The following is a 25,187-nucleotide window of genomic DNA, read 5'->3' as shown; positions in this document are numbered from 1 at the left end:
AAAAAGTGGAACTTTTATATTTTAACCCAAAGCCATTAAATATTTCTTAGGTGTTGTCCCATATTTCTTTTTAAATGCTGAAATGAAATGACTAGACGTGCTGTAACCCACTTTAAGTCCAACCTCGTTGACATTATGGTTTCCAGCTTCTAGAAGTTTACGAGCCACTTCCATTTTATAGTCAAATAAGAAACTAAACACAGAGTCTCCATAAATTTGCTTAAAGCCTTCTTTTAGTTTTTTTAGGCTGAGACCTATTTCTTCACTCAATTCTTGAAGTGTTGGTGGCTCTGCCATACGAGCAATCATAATATCTTTGGCTTTTCTAATTTTAATGACGTTAGTTTCATCTACTAAAAATGGACATTGTTCAATATCGGCATCCTCACTCCTATTAAAATACAAGCTCAACAACTCTAAAGCTTTACCTTTAAAATAAAGTGTTTTAATAGATGAGTTTAGATTATAATTGATAATTTGATTCAGTGCAATTGCCATAGATGGTGAGATTTTACCATCCTTGTAATATTTTTTGTCTTTATTGTCTTCACTTAAAAACGTGATATAATCTGCTTCTTGTGAAAAGAGTCCGTGAAATTTTTTAATCGATACTAATACAGAGACCAACCAAGATTTAGAATGTACTTCTAAATGAATTGGTAAATCTCTTTGCGGATTATAAAGTAATAATGAATTCTCCTCCTCAATTTTTAAACGATAATTACCATTATTAAAAATGAATTCACTTGACCCTTTAATACAATAGTGAAACTGAATAAAACTACTATCAATCTCACGTTCAACTATTTGTACATCGTTAGTTTCATTTTGATAAGTGAGCACGAAAAAACCTTCATCTAATTGTGTTTCTTTAAATGAACCTCTAGCGATATTTTTTGAGTCTGAAAAATTCATAATATTTTTATTCTTATTTAGATTCGTTCTAAACAAATACAGATTAAAGCCTTGATATGACTACAAAAATATGACATTTATCATGTTTTAGGAATAAATAACTATAAAAAACCACAAACGATACTTAAAGTTCTTCTAGCGTTGTTTTTTATCGATTGAGCTTTTTACTTTTGCTTTGGTAATTTCCAAATCAGGTATGGAGCACTACAATATGTCGAGAGGCACCACATTTTACGCAATTGGGCTAAGCTACAAAAAAGCTGATGCCGAAATTCGTGGTCATTTTAGTTTGGATGAAGATTCAAAACGCGCTGTTTTGAAACAAGCCAAACATAATGGTATTGAAAGTTTAATAGTGACATCTACTTGTAATAGAACCGAAATTTACGGTTTTGCAGAACACCCTTTTCAACTCATTCAATTATTGTGTGACAATACAAAAGGAACTGTTGAAGAATTTCAACGTGTCGCTTACGTTTACAAAAACAAAGATGCTATTTCTCACATGTTTCGTGTTGGATCTGGTTTAGATAGCCAAATTCTTGGAGATTTTGAAATTATTAGTCAGTTGAAAACAAGCGCAAGATTATCTAGAAAGCATCAATTATTCAATCCGTTTTTAGAACGTTTGGTTAATTCTGTAATTCAAGCCTCAAAACGTATTAAGACCGAAACTGATATTTCTTCTGGCGCAACTTCAGTATCATTTGCTTCTGTTCAATATATCATGAAGTCGATTGATAATGTTTCAGAAAAAAATATTTTACTCTTCGGAACAGGGAAAATTGGAAGAAATACCTGTGAAAATTTAGTAAAGCATACTAAAAACCCACACATTACTTTAATTAACCGAACTAAAGATAAAGCCGAAGCTGTTGCTGGTAAATTCAATTTACTGGTAAAAGATTATTCCCAACTTCAGGAAGAAATTAATACATCTGATATTTTAGTAGTTGCCACTGGTGCTCAAAACCCGACGGTAGATAAACATTGCATTCAAACGACGAAGCCTTTATTAATTTTGGACCTTTCCATTCCGAAGAACGTCAATGAAAACGTTTCAGAATTAAGCAACGTTACTTTAGTACATCTTGATGATTTAGCACAAATTACAGATGATACTTTAGAACGCAGAAAAGAACACATTCCTGTAGCCGAAGCAATTATTGAAGATATAAAAACCGAATTTAATGCTTGGTTAGCAACTCGAAAGTTTGCGCCAACAATGAAAGCATTAAAACATAAATTAACTGGTTTTGCAACTGCAGAATTAGATACGCAACGCAAAAAGATGAGTGATTTCAATGAAGCGCAAGCTGAAGTGATAAGCAATAAAATCATTCAAAAAATTACCAATCATTTTGCACATCATTTAAAAGGCGATGATGTTTCTACAGACGATAGCCTTGAACTCATTAAAAAAGTGTTTCAACTCGAAACAACCACAGACAATGTCTAAACTCATAAGAATAGGAACTCGTGATAGCGAATTAGCGTTATGGCAAGCCAAAATTGTACAAAGCCAACTCGAACATTTAGGACATAAAACCGTCTTAGTCCCTGTAAAATCTACAGGAGATATTGTATTAGACAAACCCATTTACGAGCTTGGGATTACTGGTGTTTTTACAAAAACATTAGATGTTGCGATGCTAAATGGTCACATTGACATTGCAGTACATTCCATGAAAGATGTGCCAACTGTATTGCCAGAAGGCATTGTACAAGCTGCTGTTATTAAACGCGGAAATGTTAGAGACTGCCTAGTATTTAATGACAACGAAGAGTTTTTATCACAACGCGAAGCAATTATCGCAACTGGTAGTTTGCGTCGTAGAGCACAATGGTTAAATCGTTACCCAACACATACTATGGTTGGATTGCGAGGTAATGTCAATTCTCGATTAGAAAAATTAGAAAATAGTGATTGGAATGGTGCCATATTCGCCGCAGCTGGTTTAGGTCGTTTAGATATAAAACCAGAAGAAAGTTTTAATTTAGAATGGATGATTCCTGCACCTGCACAAGGCGCAATTATGATGACTGCATTAGAAAATGATGAAGAAACACGAGCTATTTGTGCAGAAATTAATCACGAAGAAACAGAAATCGCAACATCAATAGAACGTAAATTCTTAAACCTTCTAGAAGGTGGATGCTCTGCTCCAATTGGTGCTTTAGCTTTTGTAAAAGAAGAAGAGGTTCACTTTCAAGGTGTATTATTAAGTCTTGATGGAACCAAGAAAATAGAAGTTCAGCGTACAGTTGCTTTAGGAGCACATCATGATTTGGCTCAATTTTGTGCAGATTATGTTATTGAACGTGGTGGAAATCGTTTAATGGATACGCTTAAAAAAGGAGATCAAAAAACAAATATCTACTCTACTAAAACACTAACAGAAGAACAAAAACATATGTTTTGTGATGCTGTGATTAGTGAGAGTTCAGATTTTATAAAAATTAGTTTGAATCGTATGACACCTACTGTTTTACGACCAATGCCAAAAAACGTGATTGTCACTAGCAAAAATGCTGTACAAGCGTTACTTACAAATTTTTCTTCGGAAGAATTAAAATTCGAGAACATCTATTGTGTTGGAGGTAAAACAAAGCGATTTGTAGAACGCAAAATAGGCAAAGTCAAACATACCGAAACTAGTGCAAAAGCTTTAGCACAATATCTCGTTAATTATATTGATGGCACCAATGTTACATACTTTTGCAGCGATTTAAGATTAGATGATTTACCAACAATATTAGCTGAGAATCATATAGATGTCAATGAAGTCGTTGCTTATGAAACAAAGTACGACTCGCAAACAATAGATGACACTGTAGAAGGCGTCATGTTTTATAGCCCATCAACTGTGCAGAGTTTCAAAAGAGAAAATGATGTTGAAGACAATATGATAGCATTTTGTATAGGAGAGACCACTGCAACAGAAGCTAAAAAACATTTTAAAGATGTTAGAGTTGCTAAAATGCCAACTGTTGAAAGTGTTGTGGCTTTGGTTAATGATTATTATGAAAAATAGCCTTTGGCTATTAGCTAAACTTATCTTACTTAAATTTATTGGCTGAAAAATAAAAAAAGTAACCAATAATAACTAGTAGTATGAGGAATTTTAAAACCTTGAAATTTGGAAGAACGCAATTGAGATTGTAAAGCAATTATATCCGTTAACTGATGTATTGCCTTCCGAAGAAAAATTCGGATTAAGAAGTTAAGTTACAAGAGCTTCAATTTCTATTCCATCTAATATTGCAGAAGGTTGCAGTAGAAATAGTGATATTGAATTTAAGTGCTTTCTTGAAATTGCTATTGGTTCTCTTTTTGAAGTAGAAACACAATTAATAATAGCACAAGAATTAGGATTTATTCCAGAAACTGAGTTAAAAACTATTTTTGAGCTTCTAAATAAAGAGGCTAAAATGATAAATAGTTTGATAAATAAAATTAAAAATAGCTAACTGTCTTTTGCTAAAGGCCAAAGGCAGACAGCTAATAGCCAATTATGATAAAAAACGATTTATTTCTAAGAGCATTAAAAGGAGAAACCGTTGAGCGTCCACCAGTTTGGATGATGCGTCAAGCAGGTCGTTACCTTCCTGAGTTTATGGAAATCAAAGCAAAATATGATTTCTTTACTCGTTGTCAAACTCCAGAATTAGCAAGTGAAATTACTGTGCAACCCATTCGTCGTTATGGTATGGATGCTGCGATTTTGTTTAGTGATATTTTGGTGATTCCGCAGGCAATGAATATTGAAGTACAAATGAAACCTAACTTTGGTCCTTATTTACCAAACCCAGTTCGTACTCAAAAAGACGTAGATAAAGTGATTGTTCCTGATGTGAAAGAATCATTAAATTATGTTTATCAAGCTATAAAAGCAACAAAGGAAAAATTGAATGACGAGATTCCGTTAATTGGTTTTGCAGGATCACCATGGACCATTTTATGTTATTGTGTGCAAGGTCAAGGTTCTAAAAACTTTGATAAAGCCAAAGAATTTTGTTTTACAAATCCTATGGCTGCACATCAATTATTGCAAAAAATTACAGATACTACGATTGCTTATTTAAAAGAAAAAGTGAAAGCTGGTTGTGATGCTGTTCAAGTTTTTGATTCTTGGGGAGGAATGTTGTCTCCTGTGGATTATCAAGAGTTTTCTTGGCAGTATATCCAACAAATTATTGACGCACTAAAGGATGATGCTCCTGTGATTGCTTTTGGTAAAGGGTGTTGGTTTGCATTGGATACGATGGCAAAATCTGGCGCTTCTGCTTTGGGTATTGACTGGACCTGTTCTGCCAAAAATGCACGTTATTTAACTGGAGGAAATATTACTTTACAAGGTAATTTTGATCCAACCCGATTATTTTCTCCTCCAAGTGAGATTAAGAAAATGGTGACGCAAATGATTAATGACTTCGGAAAAGATAAATATATAGTAAATTTAGGCCACGGAATTTTACCAAACATACCTTTAGAAAATGCAAAAGCATTTATTGATGCTGTAAAGGAATATAAAGCATAACCGTCTTAAAATTTAAAATATGATTAATAATATTTTAAAAGGAATTCAAGCATATACTGGAGCTTTAGCTTTAATATCAAAGTTGAAACTTTGGAAATATTTTTTAGTTCCAATCATTATTAGTGTTATTACTGCTGCAGTAATTGCACTTTCTGCTTACGGTTTATCAGATAATATTGGAAATTTCATCGCCAGAATTTGGCCTTGGGATTTTGGAAAAGACACCTTTACCTGGATTTCTACATTTATTGGAGCAATCGTAGTTATATCTATAGGTTTAATTCTTTACAAACACATCATTATGGCATTATCTGCGCCATTTATGAGTCCGGTTTCAGAAAAAATTGAATCATATTTAACAGGTGTTGAAAGACATAATCATAGAAAAACCTCTTTCAATGAACAATTGTGGAGAGGTATTAGAATTAATATTAGAAACTTAGCCAAAGAATTATTGATTACCATCCCTCTTTTGTTACTTAAATTTATACCAGTTGTCAATATATTTTCAACAATTTTATTGATTATGTTGCAAGCTTACTATGCTGGTTTTGGAAACATGGATTATACGCTCGAGCGTCATTTTAATTATCGAGACAGCGTTAAATTTATTAGAAAAAACCGAGGTATTGCCATTGGTAACGGACTTGTATTTATTTTGTTTCTAATTATTCCATTCATAGGTGTCATTTTAGTTCTACCAATGAGTGTTACTGCTGCAACTATAAAAACGGTAGAGTTATTACAAAAAGACAATCTGCTAAATAATACTAAACCTGTCGTCTAATGGTTGCTCAATTTGATGGTTTCGAAATTAATCCAATTCATGAAAGAGATGCGTGGAAAATTTGTGATTTAATGGTTGCAAATGCCGACCGTTTTAAACGCTATTTTCCTGGTACTTTAGCTGAAAATTTAAACCCTACATTATCACAACTTTTTGTTGAAAAAAAGGTGAAAGCGTTCAATGTTAAACAAGAATTTTTATTCACTCTAAAACATTCTGAAACTAGAGAACTTGCAGGACTTATTTATATTAAAGAAGTAGACTTAGAGAAAAAGCAAGGTGAGTTTGCATACTGTATAGGGTATACTTTTGAAGGACAAGGCATAACGTCAAAAGCCATTGAAAAACTGTCTCAGTATGCTTTTGAAACTTTAGGAATAGACACATTACAAATCATTGCGCATAAAAACAATATTCCAAGTAACAAAGTAGCTTTAAATAATGGCTTTGAATGGCAAAAAACTTTAGTGAACGAATTTACTCCTATAGGTGAAGCGCCTCTAGATATGGAGTTGTATGAATTATATAAACCATAAAAGTGAAAGATAAATTCTTCAAGTACATACACGAATTGCAAGACAGTATTGTTGCTGGATTAGAAGCTATTGATGGAAAAGCTAAATTTCAAGAAGATATTTGGAAACGTCCTGAAGGTGGAGGCGGAAGAACTCGCGTCATAGAAAATGGTAAAGTTTTTGAAAAAGGAGGTGTAAATATCTCAGGTGTTCATGGTAAATTACCAGACTCCATGCAAAAATACTTTGGTGTTGAAGATGCCGATTTTTTTGCCTGCGGATTAAGTTTAGTTTTACATCCTAAAAATCCAATGGTCCCTACTGTGCATGCAAATTGGCGCTATTTTGAAATGTATGATAAAGACGGAAATATCGTTGACCAATGGTTTGGAGGCGGACAAGACCTAACGCCTTACTATTTGTTTGAAGACGATGCAAAACACTTTCATAAAACTTGCAAATCAGCTTGCGATAAACATAATCCAGAATTCTATCCAAAATATAAAGCACGTTGCGATGAATATTTCTATAACACTCATAGAAATGAAGGTCGCGGAATTGGTGGTTTGTTTTTTGATTATTGCAAAGCTACTCCAGACATGAACATGCAAAACTGGTATGATTTTGTGACCGAAGTTGGTAATAGTTTCCTAGAAGCTTATGTACCAATTGTTGAAAAACGGAAAGATTTAGAGTATACGAAACCTCAACGCGATTGGCAAGAAATTCGTCGTGGTCGTTACGTAGAATTCAATTTGGTACATGACAAAGGAACTTTATTTGGATTGAAAACTAATGGACGAATAGAAAGTATTTTAATGAGTTTACCTCCTCATGTGCAATGGGTTTATGATCATCATCCTGAAGTTGGAAGTGAGGAAGAAAAATTGATTGAAGTATTACAAAATCCTAAAGATTGGGTTTGATATGAATTGTTACTGCGGAAACGATAAAACCTATACAGATTGTTGTGAAGTATTCCATTTAAATCAAGGAAAAACTAAAACAGCCGAACAACTTATGCGTTCTCGTTATAGCGCATTTGTTTTAGCTAATGGTGATTATTTAATGCAAACTCACCATCGTTCTACTAGGCCAATTTCAGAAAAAAAAGACATTGTAAAATGGACCAAATCTGTACAATGGATTAAATTAGAAATAATTGAAACCTCTAAAGGAATCGAAAAGGATAACAAAGGTACAGTAACCTTTATTGCTTATTTTTTTGAAAATGGAAAAGCTGATGTCATCCATGAAAAATCAGCTTTTGTAAAAGAAAACAACAAATGGTATTACTTAGGTTATGCCAAAAAATAAAAACTATGTATCCATTACGAAGAAACCGAAGATTAAGAACCAACGCATCTATAAGAAGCTTAGTTAGAGAAACCATCATTTCTCCCAACGATTTTCTTGTACCTTTATTTGTGGTTGAAGGCAAAGGGATTAAACAAGAAATTCCATCTATGCCTAATTATTTTAGGTTTAGTTTAGACTTGCTAGAAAACGAAGTAAAAGAACTTTGGAAACTAGGTTTAAAATCGGTTTTATTGTTTGTAAAAGTGCCAGATAATTTAAAAGACAACAAAGGAACTGAAGCTTTAAATCCCAACGGACTCATGCAACGCGCCATCAAAACAGTGAAGAATGTGTGTCCAGGAATGTTAGTCATGACAGATGTTGCGTTAGATCCTTACTCCTCTTTTGGACACGATGGAATTATCCAAAATGGAAAAATAATTAACGATGATACTGTAGATGTTTTAGCAGAAATGAGCCTGTCTCACGCTCAGGCTGGAGCAGATTTTGTTGCTCCAAGCGACATGATGGATGGTCGAATTCTCGCCATTAGAGAAGCTTTGGAAGATGACGGTTTTACAGATACTGGTATTATGAGTTATTCTGCAAAATACGCCTCTGCGTTTTATGGACCGTTTCGTGATGCATTAGACTCTGCTCCTGCAGATATTAAAGATGTTCCTAAGGATAAAAAATCATATCAAATGGATTACGCAAATCGTTTTGAAGCCATTAGAGAAACCGAAATGGATATTGATGAAGGTGCAGATATTGTCATGGTAAAACCAGGATTATGTTATTTAGATATTGTTCGTGAGATTAAAAACGAAGTTGATGTTCCTGTAGCTGTTTACCAAGTCTCTGGAGAATATGCAATGCTTAAAGCCGCTGCCGAAAAAGGTTGGTTAGATCATGATGCGGTTATGATGGAACAAATCACAGCTATTAAACGTGCTGGTGCAGATGTGATTGCGAGTTATTTTGCTAAGGATGTTGTGAAATTATTATCGTAAATTAGCCACAAATAAACCAAAACAAATCCATGGGATTACTTATATTTTACGGTGTCATATCTATCTTTTTTTCATTTTTATGTTCCATTTTAGAAGCAGTGCTTTTAAGTGTAACTCCAACATTTATCAATGTTAAAAAACAAGAAGGCAAACACTACGCAGACGACTTAGAAACATTAAAAAAAGATGTAGATAGACCACTAATTGCCATACTTACATTAAACACAATAGCTCATACAGTTGGTGCTATTTTAGTTGGTAAAGAAGCAGAAGGTCTCTACGGAAGTGAGGACGGTTATGGCGTATTTATCGTTTCGGCAGTCATGACTATTTTAATTTTAGTGGCTTCGGAAATCATCCCAAAAACAATTGGAGCAACCTACTGGAAAAGTTTAGCTAACTTCACAACAATGGCTTTAAAAGTTTTAATATTCCCTTTAAAATGGACTGGATTATTATGGCTCATGCAACTCACCACAAAATTAATAGGTGGTAAAGGTCATGGAAGCGTATTAAGTCGAGAAGGATTTTTAGTAATGGCAGACATGGCTCATGAAGAAGGCGTTTTTCATGAAAATGAAAGCAAAATGATCAAAAATTTATTGAATTTTAAAAAGGTACTTGCTAAAGACATCATGACTCCTAGAACAGTAATGAAATCTGAAGATCATAACACTACTGTTGCAGACTTTTTTAATAAAAATATGGATTTAAGGTTTTCTAGAATTCCTATTTATGTTGATAATCCTGATAATATTAAAGGGCTCGTTTTAAAAGATGAAATCTTTAAAGAAATGGCTTTAGATAATAGTAATAAGAAATTATCAGAACTGATAAGACCTATCATCGTTGTTGAGCGTAATTTGCCAATACCAGGTTTATTTGAACAGCTTGTAGAAAATAGAAACCATATGGCTTTAGTCGTTGATGAGTATGGCTCGGTGAGTGGAATAGTTACTATGGAAGATGTTATCGAAACACTTCTAGGCATGGAAATTATGGATGAAAGTGATAATGTATCAGACTTGCAACACATGGCTAGAAAAAGCTGGCAAGCAAGAGCAAAAAAATTAGGTATCATAGACGAGAACACTTCCGAAGAAACCAATTAAATAATGGAATCCTGTATCATCAAATCGCCTTTAGGTTATACCAAAATTATTGGTGATGATGATGGTATTTCTCAGGTTACTATTTTAAATTCCGAAGAAAAAGAAACCGATATAATTCCTACAGCATTAGAAGATTGCGTCATTCAACTCAGAGAATATTTTGAAGGTACTCGCACCACATTTGATTTAAAACTAAATGCGCAAGGCACAGATTTTCAAAATGTGATTTGGGAACTTCTTCAAGAAATCCCTTATGGTAAGACGATATCTTACTTACAATTATCAAAACGACTAGGTGATGTTAAAGCCATTAGAGCTGTTGCAAATGCGAACGGTAAAAACCCATTATGGATTATTGTACCTTGTCATCGTGTCATTGGAAGTGATGGTAAATTGACTGGTTATGCAGGTGGATTACACAGGAAAAAATGGCTCATTGAGCATGAAAATCCATATAAACAGCAATCTTTATTTTAAAAAAGTTAATACTTAAAATCATTCTGATTAATGAAATTCTTAAAAAAATTCTTCAAGTGGACGCTTATCTCAATTGCAGCATTAGTGCTTTTAATGTATGTTTTTGATTATGGTTATATATTAAGAGGTATTCGTGTGGTCTATTTTACTGGTCACAAAACTGCATTTATTGATGATTTCCCATATTTTGAAAGTGATACCATTAAAAAAGGAGATAATACAGATGCTTGGTCAAATCATAAAAACTACAATACCGTTGCTGCAACCTCAGCTTTAGAAAAGTCTAATCAAGATTGGGGAACTATTGCTTATGTCATTATTAAAAATGACAGTATCTGGTACGAAAAATATTACGACGGTTTTGATGAGCACTCTAAAACGAATTCGTTTTCTATGGCTAAAAGTTATGTGTCTGGTTTGCTAGGAAAAGCGATTATGGATGGTCATATCAAAAGTCTTGATCAACCTTTAAGTGATTTTTATCCTGAATACAGCTATGCAAAAACTACAGTTGGTGATTTAGCATCAATGGCATCTGGTTTAGATTGGGTTGAACATTATACGAGTCCGTTTTCTGTAACTGCTAGAGCTAATTATGATGATGATCTTGCTGAAACTATTTTAAACCAAAAAGTGGTTAAAACTCCAGGCGTTGCATATGAATATTTAAGTGGAAGCACACAGCTTTTAGGTATGGTTATAGAAAAAGCAACAGGTAAAACATTATCTAATTATTTGTCTGAAAGCTTCTGGAAACCATTAGGATCGTCAGACAATGCCTTGTGGCAATTAGACGATGAAGACCATAGATTAGCAAAAGCTTTTTGTTGTATTGGTAGTAATGCTAAAGATTTTGCGCGCTTTGGTAAGCTGTATAAAGACTTCGGAAAATGGAATGGGCAACAAATTCTCGATTCTTCATTTGTAGCAAAGTCTATTACACCTCGTTTTACAGCAAGTCCAGAATATGGTTACGGTTTTTGGCTTTATAATTATAAAGGAAAAGACTTTTTTATGATGCGTGGACACTTAGGACAATATGTAATTGTAGAACCAAATGACAATGTAATTATTGTAAGATTAGGACATCGAAAATCTCCAGATAATAATACACATATATTTAGTAACGATATTTCATTGTATATTGAAGAAGGTTATAAAATGTTAGGTCATTCTCTGAACTAAAAATTCCAATAAACTAAAAATCGATTAATCACAAAACAGAAAAGGCATGATAACAAAATTAAATATAGAAAATATTCTATTCTTAGACATTGAAACCGTACCAGAAACTGAGCATTTTTATGAGTTGGACGAGGTCAAACAAGAACTATGGGAAGCGAAATCAAAATATCAAAGACGTGATGATTTTACTGCTGAAGAATTTTATGATCGAGCAGGTATTTGGGCAGAATTTGGTAAGATTGTTTGTATTTCGGTTGGCTATTTTAAAATGGAAGGTGATCTAAGAAACTTTAGAGTGACTTCTTTTTATGGTGATGAAGTAAAGATATTGAAAGATTTCAAAAATATGTTAATCACACATTTTAGTTCTAACAAACATTTGCTTTGTGCTCATAATGGAAAGGAGTTTGATTTCCCATACATTGCTCGTCGTATGATTATTCATAATATAGAATTGCCCTATAAATTAAATCTCTTCGGAAAAAAGCCTTGGGAAGTACCACATCTAGACACCTTAGAACTCTGGAAATTTGGAGACTATAAAACCTATACATCACTTAAATTATTGACTAACGTTTTAGGCATCCCATCACCTAAAGATGATATTGATGGCAGCGAAGTTTATCGTGTGTATTACAAAGAAAAAGAAGTAGATCGTATTATTGTCTATTGTGAAAAAGATACAATTGCTGTGGCACAGATTTTCTTGAGATTACGAGGTGATGCGTTGTTGCATGACAATGAAATAAAACATGTATAAAAAAAAGTCCAGATTTAAAATCTGGACTTTTCATTTAATCTAATTCATAAGGTATTTATCCCTTAATAAATCGTTGTGTTTTAGTTTTCTCACCAATATTTAATTGCAAAATATAAACACCATCATCAAACTTAGATACATCAATCGTTGATGTATATCGTCCTTTCATTACCGTTTGACCTAACATGTTTTTAATTTCAAAGCTTTGTGCTTCATAACCAACCAAATCTATATTAAGTGTTTGTTTAACTGGGTTTGGATGTATATTAAAATATTGATTTTGATTATCAGAAATTGTTCCAGAATTAACACCAAAATTTGAACTTGAAGTCCCTAAACAGAAATTCGTAGTTTCTGAACTTGTAAACTGTGCTCCAGAAGCCAATGTTATTCCAGAATCTGAATTTGTTAAGGTATAAGAACCGTTTCCATAAGAACAGCAAATACCATCACCATAAACATCAGTAATTATAAAATCATAACAACCTGTATCTAAACAGCCAACGTTGATGTTTAATGTTGATCCATCTGCTTGAGAAGCGTAAGTTCCTCCAGAGGCTACAGTAGTACCAGATGCGTCTATTACACTCCAAGCTGTTTCTTCCGGATAGTTATCAAAAGTAATAGACAATGAAACGTTAGAACATCCACCAGATCCAACACCTGCAGTAAGATTAACTCCATCTACAGCCATATCACCTTGCCAAGTTGTTCCTGTAATTCCATTAAAACGTAATTGAATAGAACTACCAACATAAGCTCCTAAATCTACACTAGCTGATAACCAAGAGTTTCCTTGATTTCCAGACTTGCTCCAAACGCTTGTCCAAGAGGCTCCATTATTATCACTTAATTCTAATGCCAAACTTCCCATTGAAGTCGCACCATACATGTGGTACTTAAATTCGAATGTTGCTTGAGTAGAAGCACTCAAATCAAAACAAGGTGAATTTAAAATCGCTCTTTTAGTTGAATAATTAGGCGAAGAAGATTCCATATAAATATAATATGAACCTGAATCTGCACTAGAAGGACCTGTACTACCAGATGGTGTACTTCCACTTCTAGTTGCCCAATTAAAATCATCACCAGAACCTTGTGTCCAAGCTCCAAAAGTGTTTTCAAAACTTTCAGAATATGGGAATGAAGTAATTCCACCTGTACAATCACCAGTAGTAGGTTGAGTGACAATAATTGATCTCGTACGTTGTGTTGCCGAGTTTCCTGCCGCATCACTTACATTGTAATACCTTGTATATGTTCCAGCTGAATTAGTATTAACACTTCCTGTGATAACAATGCTCGATGTTAAATTACCATCAATATTATCGGTTGCAGTTGCACCTAATTCATTATACGTATCACCAACTTCTAAGTTTATTGTTGAAGCTCCATTTAATGTAATCACTGGTGCTGTCGTATCTGCTGGTTGCGTAACAACTATTGATCTTGTAAGTTGTGTTGCTGCATTCCCAGCTGCATCACTTACGTTGTAATACTTTGTATACGTTCCAGCGGTATTAGTATTAACCGTACCTGTAATAACGATGCTTGACGTTAAATTACCATCAATATTATCGGTTGCTGTTGCTCCTAATTCATTGTAAGTATCACCAACTTCTAAATTAATTGTTGAAGCTCCATTTAACGTAATAACTGGTGCTGTAGTATCTGGAGTTCCTCCTATTAAATTAACAGTGTAATCTTCAACTTCACCATAAGTGAATGATTGACAGGCTGTAGGTATAGCATTATAACTCATAGAAACACGCATTCTTGTATTTCCAGAATATGTTCCAGAAGGGATTGTAAAACTTCCACTAACAGGTGACGTTTGAGTAGCCGATTGAGACCAAACTTGTTCTCCTGAATCTGTAAAATCACCATCATGATTGTAATCAATCCAAACTGAATAACCTTCAGAATATGCAGTTCCTGTCCAAGTTGGAGTTACTGAAATTGTATAACTTTGACCTTGAGTTAAATTTGTTGAAATATTCGTGAAATCTGAATAGAACTGTGCTCCAGATGAATTATTAATGGTTCCTAATTGTACACGACTAATATATTCATCATTTACATTACTACTTGTTGATGTACAATAATTGAGCTGTACTTCTGTAGTTGTAAAGTTTACAGAACTAGAATAGGATGATGTTGAACCATCTGAACATTTACTTCTTACTTGTACTTGATATGATGTTTCCGAAGATAATCCAGATAACGATGTTGAAGTTCCTGACACTGCAGATGTAGTCCAAGTTGTTGTTCCAACTTGACGATATCTAAAATCGTATGATGCTCCAGTGACAGCATCCCAAGATACTGTTGCTGTTGAAGAACCAAATCCATCAATTGATAATCCTGTTGGAGTTGTTGCGCTACAAACTATTGGAGTACCAGATAATCCAGTAACAATTAAAGAATAATTTTGATTTCCGCCAGTTAATGACCCTTTATGCGTAATTGTAATTGTATAAGTTCCTGAAGCATTTGCTACGTCTACACGTTCGTATGGATCTTTAGAGTTATCACCTTTTCCATTTGTAGTGACTCCTGTTAATCTCCAAGGTGTATACGTTGTTCCACCTTTAGTAACTCTTATATCTAAATCGTTAACCAAAACAGACGAATTTGAATTGGCTGTTGTAGTTGCAGTACCTGCTCTATCTGTCCAAGAAATTGAAGCAAATAAATCATTTATACCATCAGAATCTACTGTGATTTGATATGTTTGCCCATTAGATAATGTTAATTCATCAATTTTAGATTCATTACCATCATTTGTAATAGCTTCTGCAGCACGTTTACTATTCATTAATCCCCAACCAAAAACAGCATCTGGACCACTAGAACCTGCATCATCTGCTGTATGAAGAGCTAATCCTTTTAAAGTAGCTGCCCTTAAATAACTTCCATTTACGTTATTAGCGTGTTGTTGTAACAATAATAATGAACCAGCCACATTTGGTGATGCCATTGATGTTCCTGTAATACTATTATAGGCTGTATTACTAGATTCATATGTTGAATAAACTGACGTTCCATTACCAGTGATATCTGGTTTAATTCTATAATCATCAGTTGGACCTTCACTACTACTACTGTTAATTGTCACACTAACTAGATTTCCGTTAGTATCAATATTTGCATCATTTGCATTGGCAACAACCATGTTGTTTTTTGCTGTTGCATGACCAGAAAGTTTATCATAGCTAGAGTTACCATCTAAAGGCGCACCATTAGCTGAATTATCTGAACCATCATTTCCTGCTGCAACAACCATTAAGTAATATGGAGCATTATACATAATTTCATCCCAATCTCTTGAATCTGTGATGTAACCACCAAAATAATAATCTGGTAATTGTGGCTGACCTGCTGAATTTCTAGCAGCATAACCATAAGAATGATTAGAGATTAACATCCCGTTTCCTGCAGCAGTAGTTGCCTCAGAGGTGTCATTGTTCCAATCGTAACCTACTGCGTCTGCTTGTGGTGCCATTCCTTTTGAGTTAGCAACTACTCCAGAAGCAATTATGGTCCCTGTGACATGAGCTGAATGATAGTGTAATGCTGTCGTTCCATCTCCAATTGAAAATCTATTATTTCCTCCTGGTCCATCATATTCTTGGTGTGTAGTTCTTGCCAATCCACCATCCCAAACATGAGCTATCATATTTTGTCCATCTAAATTTAAGCCTAATGAACCTCCAGAATTTAAATGATTAGCTCTGGTTGATTTTGCAGCTGCAACATTAAATGTTGTATAGTAAATTGGTTTCCCTTCTGGAGAAATTCTTTGAAGTTCCATATAAGAATCTTCAGTTTTAATGATGAGAGGCCAACCATTTAATAACGCTATCTGTATAGCTCTGTCTTTTTGTGCCTTAGATTGTTCATTAAGTTTTTTACTTAATTCTTGAATCGCTTGATTGTCATATCGACTCGTAATTTGTTCTTTTTGAAGATTGGTTTGTGAATATGATGTTAGAACAGACAACATTAATAAAATTACACAAATACCATTAAAATAGATTTTTTTCATACTAATTGATAAGTTTTTAGGTTTATTATTTTTAAAAATCCCTTGAAAGTATTAAAATAATATTAATATGAAAATTTTACTATAACGTTTTCGTCAAACAACATTCAATTAAATAATTACTACGGTTTTCCCACATCACTATTGAAGAAAACTACTACAATTACGAATTATAGGTGTGAAATTATTAATAGTTTAACGATTAAGATTTAATACTCTTTTTAAGCTATTTATAAAAGCTTTTAAGAAATGATGTAGAGGTTGAGTCTTAAAAACTATATGTAATATAAAAGCCACTAAAATTGTGGCTTTTATACTATTTAATTAAATTTTTGTATGCTTATGATTTATCATAAATCTACCAGATGTTTTTGATTAACAGCTACTTAACAACAATTTTCTCAGTCTTTTCCTGCATTCCGTTTTTCAAACTCACAATATAAACACCTTTAGAAACTGAAGATACATCAATTCGATTTAGCGTTTGAGAACCATTTAAAATCATTGTTTTTACTACACGACCTTGAATATCAAAAACTGTCAATGCTGTATCTTCAAAGAGTTGTCCTTTTACAAAAATTGTTTTCGGTTCTGTAGAGGTGAAAATCTCAATGTTATTAGAAAAATTTGTGTTTACACTCAACGTATTTTCAGCGAAACTCAAAAAGAAACGTCCTGTACCAGTGATATTTGTATTGGCTGTAAACACATAATCTGACGTATTTAATAATGTAAATGTATTGGTTAAGTTGTCTTCTAAATAGACCTCAACATTTTCAGGAAGTGTTGTTTCTGAAATACTAATTGTTGCTTGTTGTCCTTCGGAAATATGAACACCTAAAGGTATCGTCACATTGTTCAAGTTTGATGACCCAATTGATTGAATGCCATAATTTCGTCCAATATTATCTTCAACTAAATGTGAATACATCGAAAATGAAGGCGCACCTCCAAACAATCCTGAATCATAATTAGGGTCTAACCCTAAAGATGCATTTTCTGTAAAATAGAAATCTGTATCATACGAATTAGATGTATTATCTAGTTTTAATTTTAAATGCGAAATTGGTACGTTGTTACCTTGTCTTCCGAAGATAAAATCATCATCACTACCTGTAATTCGCATAGCTGATGTAAAATTAATTTGCGCTTGACTTGTAGCAGAAGCGATTAAAAATCCTTGACCAGGTGTTATTTTAGCATTTGGATTTGCATCTGAATAGGCTTGATTCCAAATCGTCCAGCCATTTGAATTATAACCATAAACACCAGAACGTTGTGAGTCTAGTTTAGCGTTATTTGCACTTAAAAAATCGGCTAAATAGATATAAGATGGATAAGGATTTCCTATTAAATTCCATTCTGGATTTGTTGGTCCAGAAATAACTACAGGAACACTCATATCTCTAGTATTTACCAATCCTGTAAATGTAAATGTACTCGCATCGGTAGATGCAGATCGATATCCTTTTCCTGCGTACATTGGAGCTATTTCAGTATTTGAATACAACACATAGGTGTCTGTAACTTTATCAAATGGACCAAATAAGAATGACGTGTTCGCTGTATTACTAATAATATTTGGATTTGCGGTTTGAAAAATATTAAATGGTTCTCCAAAAACTGGAGGCGCAATAAGATCGTTACCTCCTGAACTTGCTGTTGTGTTGACATGTCTTTTGTACTGCACATTTCCGACGACATTATTTGCAACAATCAAACTTGCGTATTCATTAGAATCGGACTCCAAAACTACATTATCTTTACTAATTAAATCACCATTTAACGTGAGGGATTGTGCTTTTTCAATAACCATACTTGCACCATCATACACTCTTATATTATTGAGTTGAATGTCTCCTGTAAGATTGTACGTCCCATCTAAAACTAAAGCATTATCTGCTCCTGTGGTTGGTGATGGATTGTAAGGCGTCCATGTATTATTTGTGTAAATTAAATCTCCAGAGCCTGTTATATTTACTGAGTAATCTTCTACTTCTCCATACGTAAATGAACCGCAAGGTCCAGGTGTTTCATTATATCTTAATGTAACTCGCATTCTTAAATTAGTTTCTGAAGCAGTTTGTGGAATTGTAAAACTTCCACTCACTGGAGTATCTTGACTAGGAGATGCTGTAAACACTTCTTCTCCTACATCTGTAAACTCACCATTATTATTATAGTCAATCCAAACACCATAACCTTCATTATAAAGTGTTCCTGTCCAAGTTGGAGTTATATTAATAGTGTATTGCGTTCCTTTTCTTAGCGTGGTTGAAATTGCTGTAAAATCAGAATAAAACGTTGGTCCTGTTGTGTTATCAATCGTATTTAATTGTACTCTACTAATATATTCATCGTTTGTGTTTGTACTTTCTGAAATACAATAATCTAAAACACTAGATAATGTCAAAATTGCTACTTCGTTACTATCTTCAGATTCGTTACCTGATGAATCTTTAGCCTTGACTTTAAAACTATAAATTGTATCACTAGTTAAACTAGTGATTTGATGAGTTGTTGTTGATACGTTTATTATGAAAACGTCATCTTGATAAATATCATATGAAATATTTCCAGAATTATCGGTTGAAGTTTCCCATTCTAAATCTACTGTTGTTTCGGTTATATTACTAGCCAAAAGATTTAAAGGTGTTGTAGGATTTTCGGTATCTGGTTCTAAAGTTGTAATGTTAACCAAATTACTTTGAGGTGAACTATTTCCTGCAGCATCTTTAGCAATGATATAAAAATCATAATTGGTTAAAGGAGTTAATCCTATAACTTGATAAGTAATCGTTGGTACTGTTGCGATAAGAATTCCATCTTGATATATTTCATATTCTGTAACACCAACATTATCTGTGGCAGCATCCCAATTTAAATCTACCGAATTACTTGTAATATTACTAGCGACCAAATTTGTTGGAGCAGTTGGTGCTTCACTATCTGGAATTACAACTTCTGTGAACGTTCCTGTAAATACACCTCTACCATAAGTAGAAGCTATCACTTGATTTGTTGTATCATCTCCACTTACATCCCAATAATCTAATGATGTTACACTCACATCACTCATACCATTATAAGCTTGTGACCATGAAGGACTGGTTACATTAAAATCTTGAGTTTGCCAAACTCCTAATTGCGTTGCAATTATAGCTTCATTTGGTACTAAAGGATTTTGAAGAAAATCTCTAACAGGTATATTTGGAAGATTTCCTTCTTTACTTACCCAATTTGCTCCAGCATCTGGTGAATACCAAACACTTGTTACTCCATAATTATGCATAGTCACAATTAGATCGTTAGCTGTTTCACCGAATCTTACTGAAGATACTGAACCTACAAAAGGTGTTGCAATTGCAGACCATGTAGCAGAAGAATTTGTGACATTCGTTAATCTATATAAGCTTCCATCTGCCGAACCAACATACCAAGTGTTTGTAGCAAAAGGTGATGCTCTAAACGCTGTTGGTTTAGCTGTTAAGCTATTGTTTGTGAACGTTCCGCTAGATGCATTATTTACGTTTATACTTCGTATTGAATAACTGGTTCCTGAAGAATTATTTGACAATAATCTATTAGCCTCATCATCATAACCCATTTGATTTACAAAATCTCCTGTAGCTTGACTACTAGCTAGAGTTGTAGCAGCTCCATCTATACGACCTTGACCATTCCAAGGTAAATCAAATCTATAAATTACATTATAGACATATGTTGCAATTGCATAATCGCCATCCTTATCTATAAATGTATAAAATCCATCTCCATCACTTAGTTCTTCGGAAGAATTAACTCCAGGAGCAGTATTTCCATCTCTAAATGCTTGCGTACCATTATCTTGAGCTCCTGCGGAAAATATTCCGTTTAAATCACCATTTCCATCAGGACCTATTCCAGCTTTTACAAATTGGGTAACGTTATAACCATTATTTCTTGCATTAATATTTCCGCCTGCATTATTGGAGTAATATATTCCTCCATCATTTCCATAAAGCATTCTAGTAGATGAGTTATTAGCAAAAGCAATAGAGTGTTGATCTGCATGAACTGATTGATACCCAAAACCTCCATACCAATGTGAAAGTTGCGTGTATGTTGAACCACCATTTGTGGTTTTAAATAAATCTATACCACCAACATAAAATATATCGTCATCTTCTGGATCTGCTTCAATAACTAAATCATAGAATGCTTGTCCTCTACAAAAATCATTTGCATCAATATCTGTATCTGCATCGTTTGGTAAACTCAAACTAGAAATACTTGTAAAGGCATTTGTAGTTTCATAGATATGTACAGGTGATGTTGAACCTTCAGTTAATGCATAAATTTTATTAGCATTAGTTGCCGAACATTCAAGTTCTACTCTATCAGAATCTGCAAGAGGAGATGCTGCAGCTTCTGTCCAAGTGCTTCCATTTGTAGAGCTAAAAACACGTCCTCCACCAATTGCACCAATTCCTGGTGTACTTATTGTTCCCATCCATAACTTATTATCAGCACCTATTTCAAAGTCATTAGGTATATAATAATAGTTATCTCCACTAAAATCATACTGCATATTTGTAGATTCAATTCGATTCCAATTTAATCCGTTATCAATTGAACGATATAACCCAGCAGATTGTAAACCTAACCAATTTGTAGGATTAGAAGAATCACCATAAAGATGTGCTCCTACACCAACAAATAATTCTGTAGACGTGCCATTATCCCATGCAATAATATCATTAACAAAATATAATCCTGATAAGAATAAATTAGCAGTACTAAAGTTTATATCTCCATTATCTGCAGGCGGAATGTTAATTGCATTCCATGTAGTACCACCATCTGTAGTTACATATACACCATTACCAACCACATCACCTGCTGTATATTGTTCTCCTGTTCCAACATACCAGGTATTAGAATCTCTTGGATCTACAGTAATAGAAGTTACAGATAAATTGCCTGGCACATTTTCTACTCTTGCCCAAGTTGATGCTGCACTGGTAATATTGGTGTTTTTCCAAAGTCCACCACTTACACCTCCAGCATACACTATATTGTTTGAAGCATCATTTGGATCAAACATTATAACCCGAGTTCTTCCACCTATATTATTTGGACCACGTTCTACCCAAGCATTATTGACATCACCAGGATTTCTTGATGAATTTCTTTGCTGAATGATTTGTTCTCTTAAAATCGTTAATTCACCATCATCCAACTTACCTGTTGTTGGGTTAATCGACAATTCCCATAGTTGCTCAAAATATCGGTTTGGAGGCAACCCGTTAAGCTTTCTCTTTTTCTTATCCCAAGTCAAGGTTTCTGTAAAAGGACTATTTACTAAATGATTTTTAAGTTGTAGTCTTTGTTGTTCTATTGTAGGCTCATTATTATTTGACTCATCATTTTTTACAATAAAAAATAATAACGTAATAATAATTAAGACAGTTGCAAGTGAAAATAATTTTTTAAACATTTCTAATAGGGATTTAATACAAACGAATCGTTTTAGAAACTATTCGAAGTGATATAGAGACGATTAAATTACTATCTTTTATTGAAATTTTATAGTTCTTAATAGCGAATTGGATTATCAGTAAAAGTGTGTAAGTTTAAACCTACAAATGGTAATAATTTAGCAATTTATATAACCTATTAGTAATATATTCTGAAGTAAGAATAAAGCAAAAAAAGAAGTCTGGATTTATTCCAGACTTCTTTTTATCAATTAATTAAATAGAATTAAAATTATTTGATCACAACTTTTTCAGTTATTTCTTGAGAACTATTTTTTAATGTTACCATATAAACAGCTGTATTAAGTGATGAGACATCAATACGATGATTCGTTTCACTTGCACTTAAAACCATTGTTTTAATTAATCTTCCTTGAAGATCAAAAATTGACAATTGTGTATCTTCAAATAACTGACCTTTTACAAATAATGCTTTGGGGTGCGTCGTCGTATATATATTCAAATCACTTAAGTCATTTGAACCTGTACTCAACGTTTCTTCTTCAAAACGAAGGAAATATCGTCCCATACTACTCAGGTTTTCACCTAGCGTAATTATATAATCACTATCATTTAAAAGCGTAAAGCTATTATTTACGGTATCTTCTAGATACACTTGAACATTCTCTGGCAAATCGCTTTCAGATATACTTACTGTTAATTGTTGTCCTTCGGAAATATGAATACCTAATGGAATAATTGCATTAGAAAGTGCATCATATCCAAGCGACTGTATAGCCATATCAAATCCAGAATGCTCTTCTAATAAATGTGAATAGATTGCGAAATTTGAAGGTGCTACATTTCCGTAGATGGCAGCATCGTAATTAAAATCCATTCCATTAGAAGCATTATCTGTAAAATAGAAATCTGTTTTATATGCTCCACCTTGTACACTCTCTAGTTGTAATTGTAAGTGATTAATTGTAGAGCTATTGTCAGTTCTTCCGAAGATAAAATCATCAACATTACCTGTACGTCTCATTGACGCAGTAAATTCTATTTGACCGTTATTTGTTGCAGAAGCAATTAAGAATCCTTGTCCAGGTGTAATTAACGTACCAGGATTAGCATCTGCATAGGCTTGATTCCAAATCGTCCAACTATTAGACGCATAACCATTGTAACCATATATTCCAGCTCTCAGTAGATCAAATTGAGCGCTATTGGTCGCTAAAAATTCGCTAAGATCCAAATATGCAGGATAAGGGTTTCCTATTAAATTCCATTCTGGATTTATTGGTCCATCATTAACAACTGGCACACTCAAATCGCCTATTTTAACTTGACCTGTAAAGGTAAATGTACCTGCATCTGTTGATGCTGCCCTGTAACCAATACCAGCTTCTAGTGGTGCAGTTTCTGTATCAGTATATAATAAATAAGAATCTATCGTCTTATCAAAAGGTCCAAATAAGAATAATGTATTTGCCGAATTACTTAAAATATTTGAATTTTCTGATCTAAAATCAATAAACGATTCTCCATAAACTGGTGGAGCAATTAAGTCATTACCACCAGTACTTGCTGTAGCATTGACATGCCTTTTATATTGTGCTGTACCGACAACAAAATTTTCAACAAACAGACTTGAGTACTCATTAGAATCTGATTCTAATATTACATTATTAGCTGTCTTTAAAATTCCGTTAACTGTCATAGCTTTTGCTTTCTCAACAACAATTCCAGCTCCAACACAAACACTCATATTATTAATTTGTATGTCATCTGTAACTGTATAAGTTCCATCTAATACAAATGCATTATCAGTATTTGTTGTAGGTGAGGGTGCATAAGGTGTCCATGCGCTATTTGTGTAAATTAGATCGTTAGACCCAACTATGACTAATGTATAATCTTCAACTTCTCCAAAATCAAATGCTTCACAAGGAGTTGAGGTTGCATTATATTTCATTGTAACACGCATTCTCGTTTTAGTCTCCATAGCATCTACAGGTATTGTAAAGTTTGCGGTTATTAATGCACTTTGCGTTGGTTCGACTGTTACCACTTGCTCTCCTGCATCAATAAAATCACCATCCTTATTAAAATCTATCCATACGACATAAGATTCATTGTATACTGTAGGGTTCCAAGTAGGTGTTATGGTAATTGTATGTGTAGTTCCCTTTCGTAAAACTGTTGAAATATTCGTAAAATCTGAATAATTTTGGGAACCAGATATATTATCAATATCTCCTAATTGCACACGACTAATATACTCTTCGTTAGAATTATTACTTTGAGAATCACAATAATCTGCAGGCTCAGATTCTAGAGTAACAAAGGTTAAAGTTGTTGAATATCCTGATGTTTCAGAAGCTGAACATTTACTAAGAACCTCAACCTCATATTGTGTAAATGGTGTAAGTACAGTTAATGCTTGCGAATTTGTTATTATATCTAAAATATCAATCCATGTTGGACTTCCAACCTCACGATATCTTATATCATATTCAAATGGTGATAAATCATCCCAAGTAATTGTTGCTGTAGTATCTGATATAGAAATCGCATCTAAACTTGTTGGAATTATTGGTTCTGTACCTTGATTTTCCCATGCACATGTTCCAGTATTAAACTGATAGTCATCCCAACAATTTGTTGCTGTTGGCTCTACTGGTTGTGTGCCTGAAACTTCCCATGAACATGTTCCAGTATTAAATGATATAGTTTCCCAACACTCTAATCCTGTTGGTTCTGCTGGTTCTGTACCTAAATTTTCCCAAGCACATATTCCAGTATTAAACTGATAATCATCCCAACAATTTGTTGCTGTTGGCTCTACTGGTTCTGTTCCTTGGTTTTCCCATGAACACGTTCCTGTATTAAACTGATAATTATCCCAACAATTTGTCGCTGTTGGCTCTACTGGTTCTGTACCTAGATTTTCCCAAGCACATGTTCCAGTATTAAACTGATAATCATCCCAACAGTTTGTTGCTGTTGGCTCTACTGGTTCTGTACCTAGATTTTCCCAAGCACATGTTCCAGTATTAAACTGATAATCATCCCAACA

The 25,187-nt window shown here is 33.7% G+C and carries 16 protein-coding genes and 1 pseudogene; 13 read left to right on the top strand and 4 right to left on the bottom strand.

The features are described 5' to 3' along the window. Positions 1–21: 21 nt before the first annotated feature. Positions 22–915 carry an AraC family transcriptional regulator gene (locus WNY78_RS00085; protein WP_342871136.1) on the bottom strand — a complete coding sequence of 298 codons (894 nt, stop codon included), beginning with the start codon at positions 913–915 and terminating at the stop codon, positions 22–24. Positions 916–1,111: 196 nt separating this feature from the next. On the opposite strand from WNY78_RS00085, the gene hemA reads away from it, so the two are divergent. The 13 genes and pseudogenes from hemA (at position 1,112) to WNY78_RS00020 (ending at position 12,604) form a co-directional block, all read left to right on the top strand. Beyond that, positions 1,112–2,374 carry a glutamyl-tRNA reductase gene (hemA, locus tag WNY78_RS00080; protein WP_342871135.1) on the top strand — a complete coding sequence of 421 codons (1,263 nt, stop codon included), beginning with the start codon at positions 1,112–1,114 and terminating at the stop codon, positions 2,372–2,374. Then, positions 2,367–3,950: a hydroxymethylbilane synthase gene (hemC, locus tag WNY78_RS00075; RefSeq protein ID WP_342871134.1), complete on the top strand. Its 1,584-nt coding sequence runs from the start codon at positions 2,367–2,369 to the stop codon at positions 3,948–3,950. The genes hemA and hemC overlap by 8 nt, the downstream gene beginning before the upstream one ends. A gap of 103 nt (positions 3,951–4,053) precedes the next feature. Further along, positions 4,054–4,386: pseudogene (locus WNY78_RS00070) on the top strand (four helix bundle protein). Between the two features lie 44 nt (positions 4,387–4,430). After that, positions 4,431–5,456 carry a uroporphyrinogen decarboxylase gene (hemE, locus tag WNY78_RS00065; protein ID WP_342871133.1) on the top strand — a complete coding sequence of 342 codons (1,026 nt, stop codon included), beginning with the start codon at positions 4,431–4,433 and terminating at the stop codon, positions 5,454–5,456. A gap of 19 nt (positions 5,457–5,475) precedes the next feature. Further along, positions 5,476–6,243, top strand: coding sequence for an EI24 domain-containing protein (locus WNY78_RS00060; protein ID WP_342871132.1), 768 nt, complete (start codon positions 5,476–5,478; stop codon positions 6,241–6,243). Beyond that, positions 6,243–6,779, top strand: a complete 537-nt coding sequence (locus tag WNY78_RS00055) for a GNAT family protein (RefSeq protein ID WP_342871131.1) — start codon at positions 6,243–6,245, stop codon at positions 6,777–6,779. Before WNY78_RS00060 ends, WNY78_RS00055 begins: the two co-directional genes overlap by 1 nt. Before the next feature lie 2 nt (positions 6,780–6,781). Next, positions 6,782–7,684 (top strand): oxygen-dependent coproporphyrinogen oxidase, encoded by a 903-nt coding sequence (gene hemF / locus WNY78_RS00050; protein WP_342871130.1) that lies wholly within the window; start codon positions 6,782–6,784, stop codon positions 7,682–7,684. After that, positions 7,650–8,075: a YchJ family metal-binding protein gene (locus WNY78_RS00045; protein ID WP_342871129.1), complete on the top strand. Its 426-nt coding sequence runs from the start codon at positions 7,650–7,652 to the stop codon at positions 8,073–8,075. Before hemF ends, WNY78_RS00045 begins: the two co-directional genes overlap by 35 nt. Before the next feature lie 5 nt (positions 8,076–8,080). Beyond that, on the top strand, positions 8,081–9,070 hold the full coding sequence (gene hemB, locus WNY78_RS00040) for a porphobilinogen synthase (protein ID WP_342871128.1): 990 nt from the start codon (positions 8,081–8,083) through the stop codon (positions 9,068–9,070). A gap of 29 nt (positions 9,071–9,099) precedes the next feature. Continuing rightward, entirely contained in the window at positions 9,100–10,182 is a 1,083-nt protein-coding gene (locus WNY78_RS00035) for a hemolysin family protein (RefSeq protein ID WP_342871127.1), read from the top strand. 3 nt (positions 10,183–10,185) lie between these two features. After that, positions 10,186–10,659: a methylated-DNA--[protein]-cysteine S-methyltransferase gene (locus WNY78_RS00030; RefSeq protein ID WP_342871126.1), complete on the top strand. Its 474-nt coding sequence runs from the start codon at positions 10,186–10,188 to the stop codon at positions 10,657–10,659. Between the two features lie 30 nt (positions 10,660–10,689). Then, positions 10,690–11,844, top strand: coding sequence for a serine hydrolase (locus WNY78_RS00025; protein WP_342871125.1), 1,155 nt, complete (start codon positions 10,690–10,692; stop codon positions 11,842–11,844). Positions 11,845–11,890: 46 nt separating this feature from the next. Beyond that, complete coding sequence (locus WNY78_RS00020) at positions 11,891–12,604, top strand: 3'-5' exonuclease (protein ID WP_342871124.1); 714 nt, start codon at positions 11,891–11,893, stop codon at positions 12,602–12,604. A 55-nt stretch (positions 12,605–12,659) separates the two neighbouring features. Here the strand turns inward: WNY78_RS00020 and WNY78_RS00015 are convergent, their stop codons facing one another. The 3 genes from WNY78_RS00015 to WNY78_RS00005 all read right to left on the bottom strand — a co-directional run. Then, on the bottom strand, positions 12,660–16,652 hold the full coding sequence (locus tag WNY78_RS00015) for an immunoglobulin-like domain-containing protein (RefSeq protein ID WP_342871123.1): 3,993 nt from the start codon (positions 16,650–16,652) through the stop codon (positions 12,660–12,662). 379 nt (positions 16,653–17,031) lie between these two features. Then, on the bottom strand, positions 17,032–22,128 hold the full coding sequence (locus WNY78_RS00010) for a GEVED domain-containing protein (RefSeq protein ID WP_342871122.1): 5,097 nt from the start codon (positions 22,126–22,128) through the stop codon (positions 17,032–17,034). A gap of 272 nt (positions 22,129–22,400) precedes the next feature. Beyond that, on the bottom strand, positions 22,401–25,187 hold a 2,787-nt coding region (locus WNY78_RS00005; protein ID WP_342871121.1), incomplete at its 5' end, for a GEVED domain-containing protein.

It is taken from the genome of Psychroserpens sp. AS72, from assembly GCF_038900375.1.
In the GTDB taxonomy this organism is placed as follows: domain Bacteria; phylum Bacteroidota; class Bacteroidia; order Flavobacteriales; family Flavobacteriaceae; genus Psychroserpens.
This window is presented reverse-complemented; position numbering and strand designations above follow the sequence as displayed.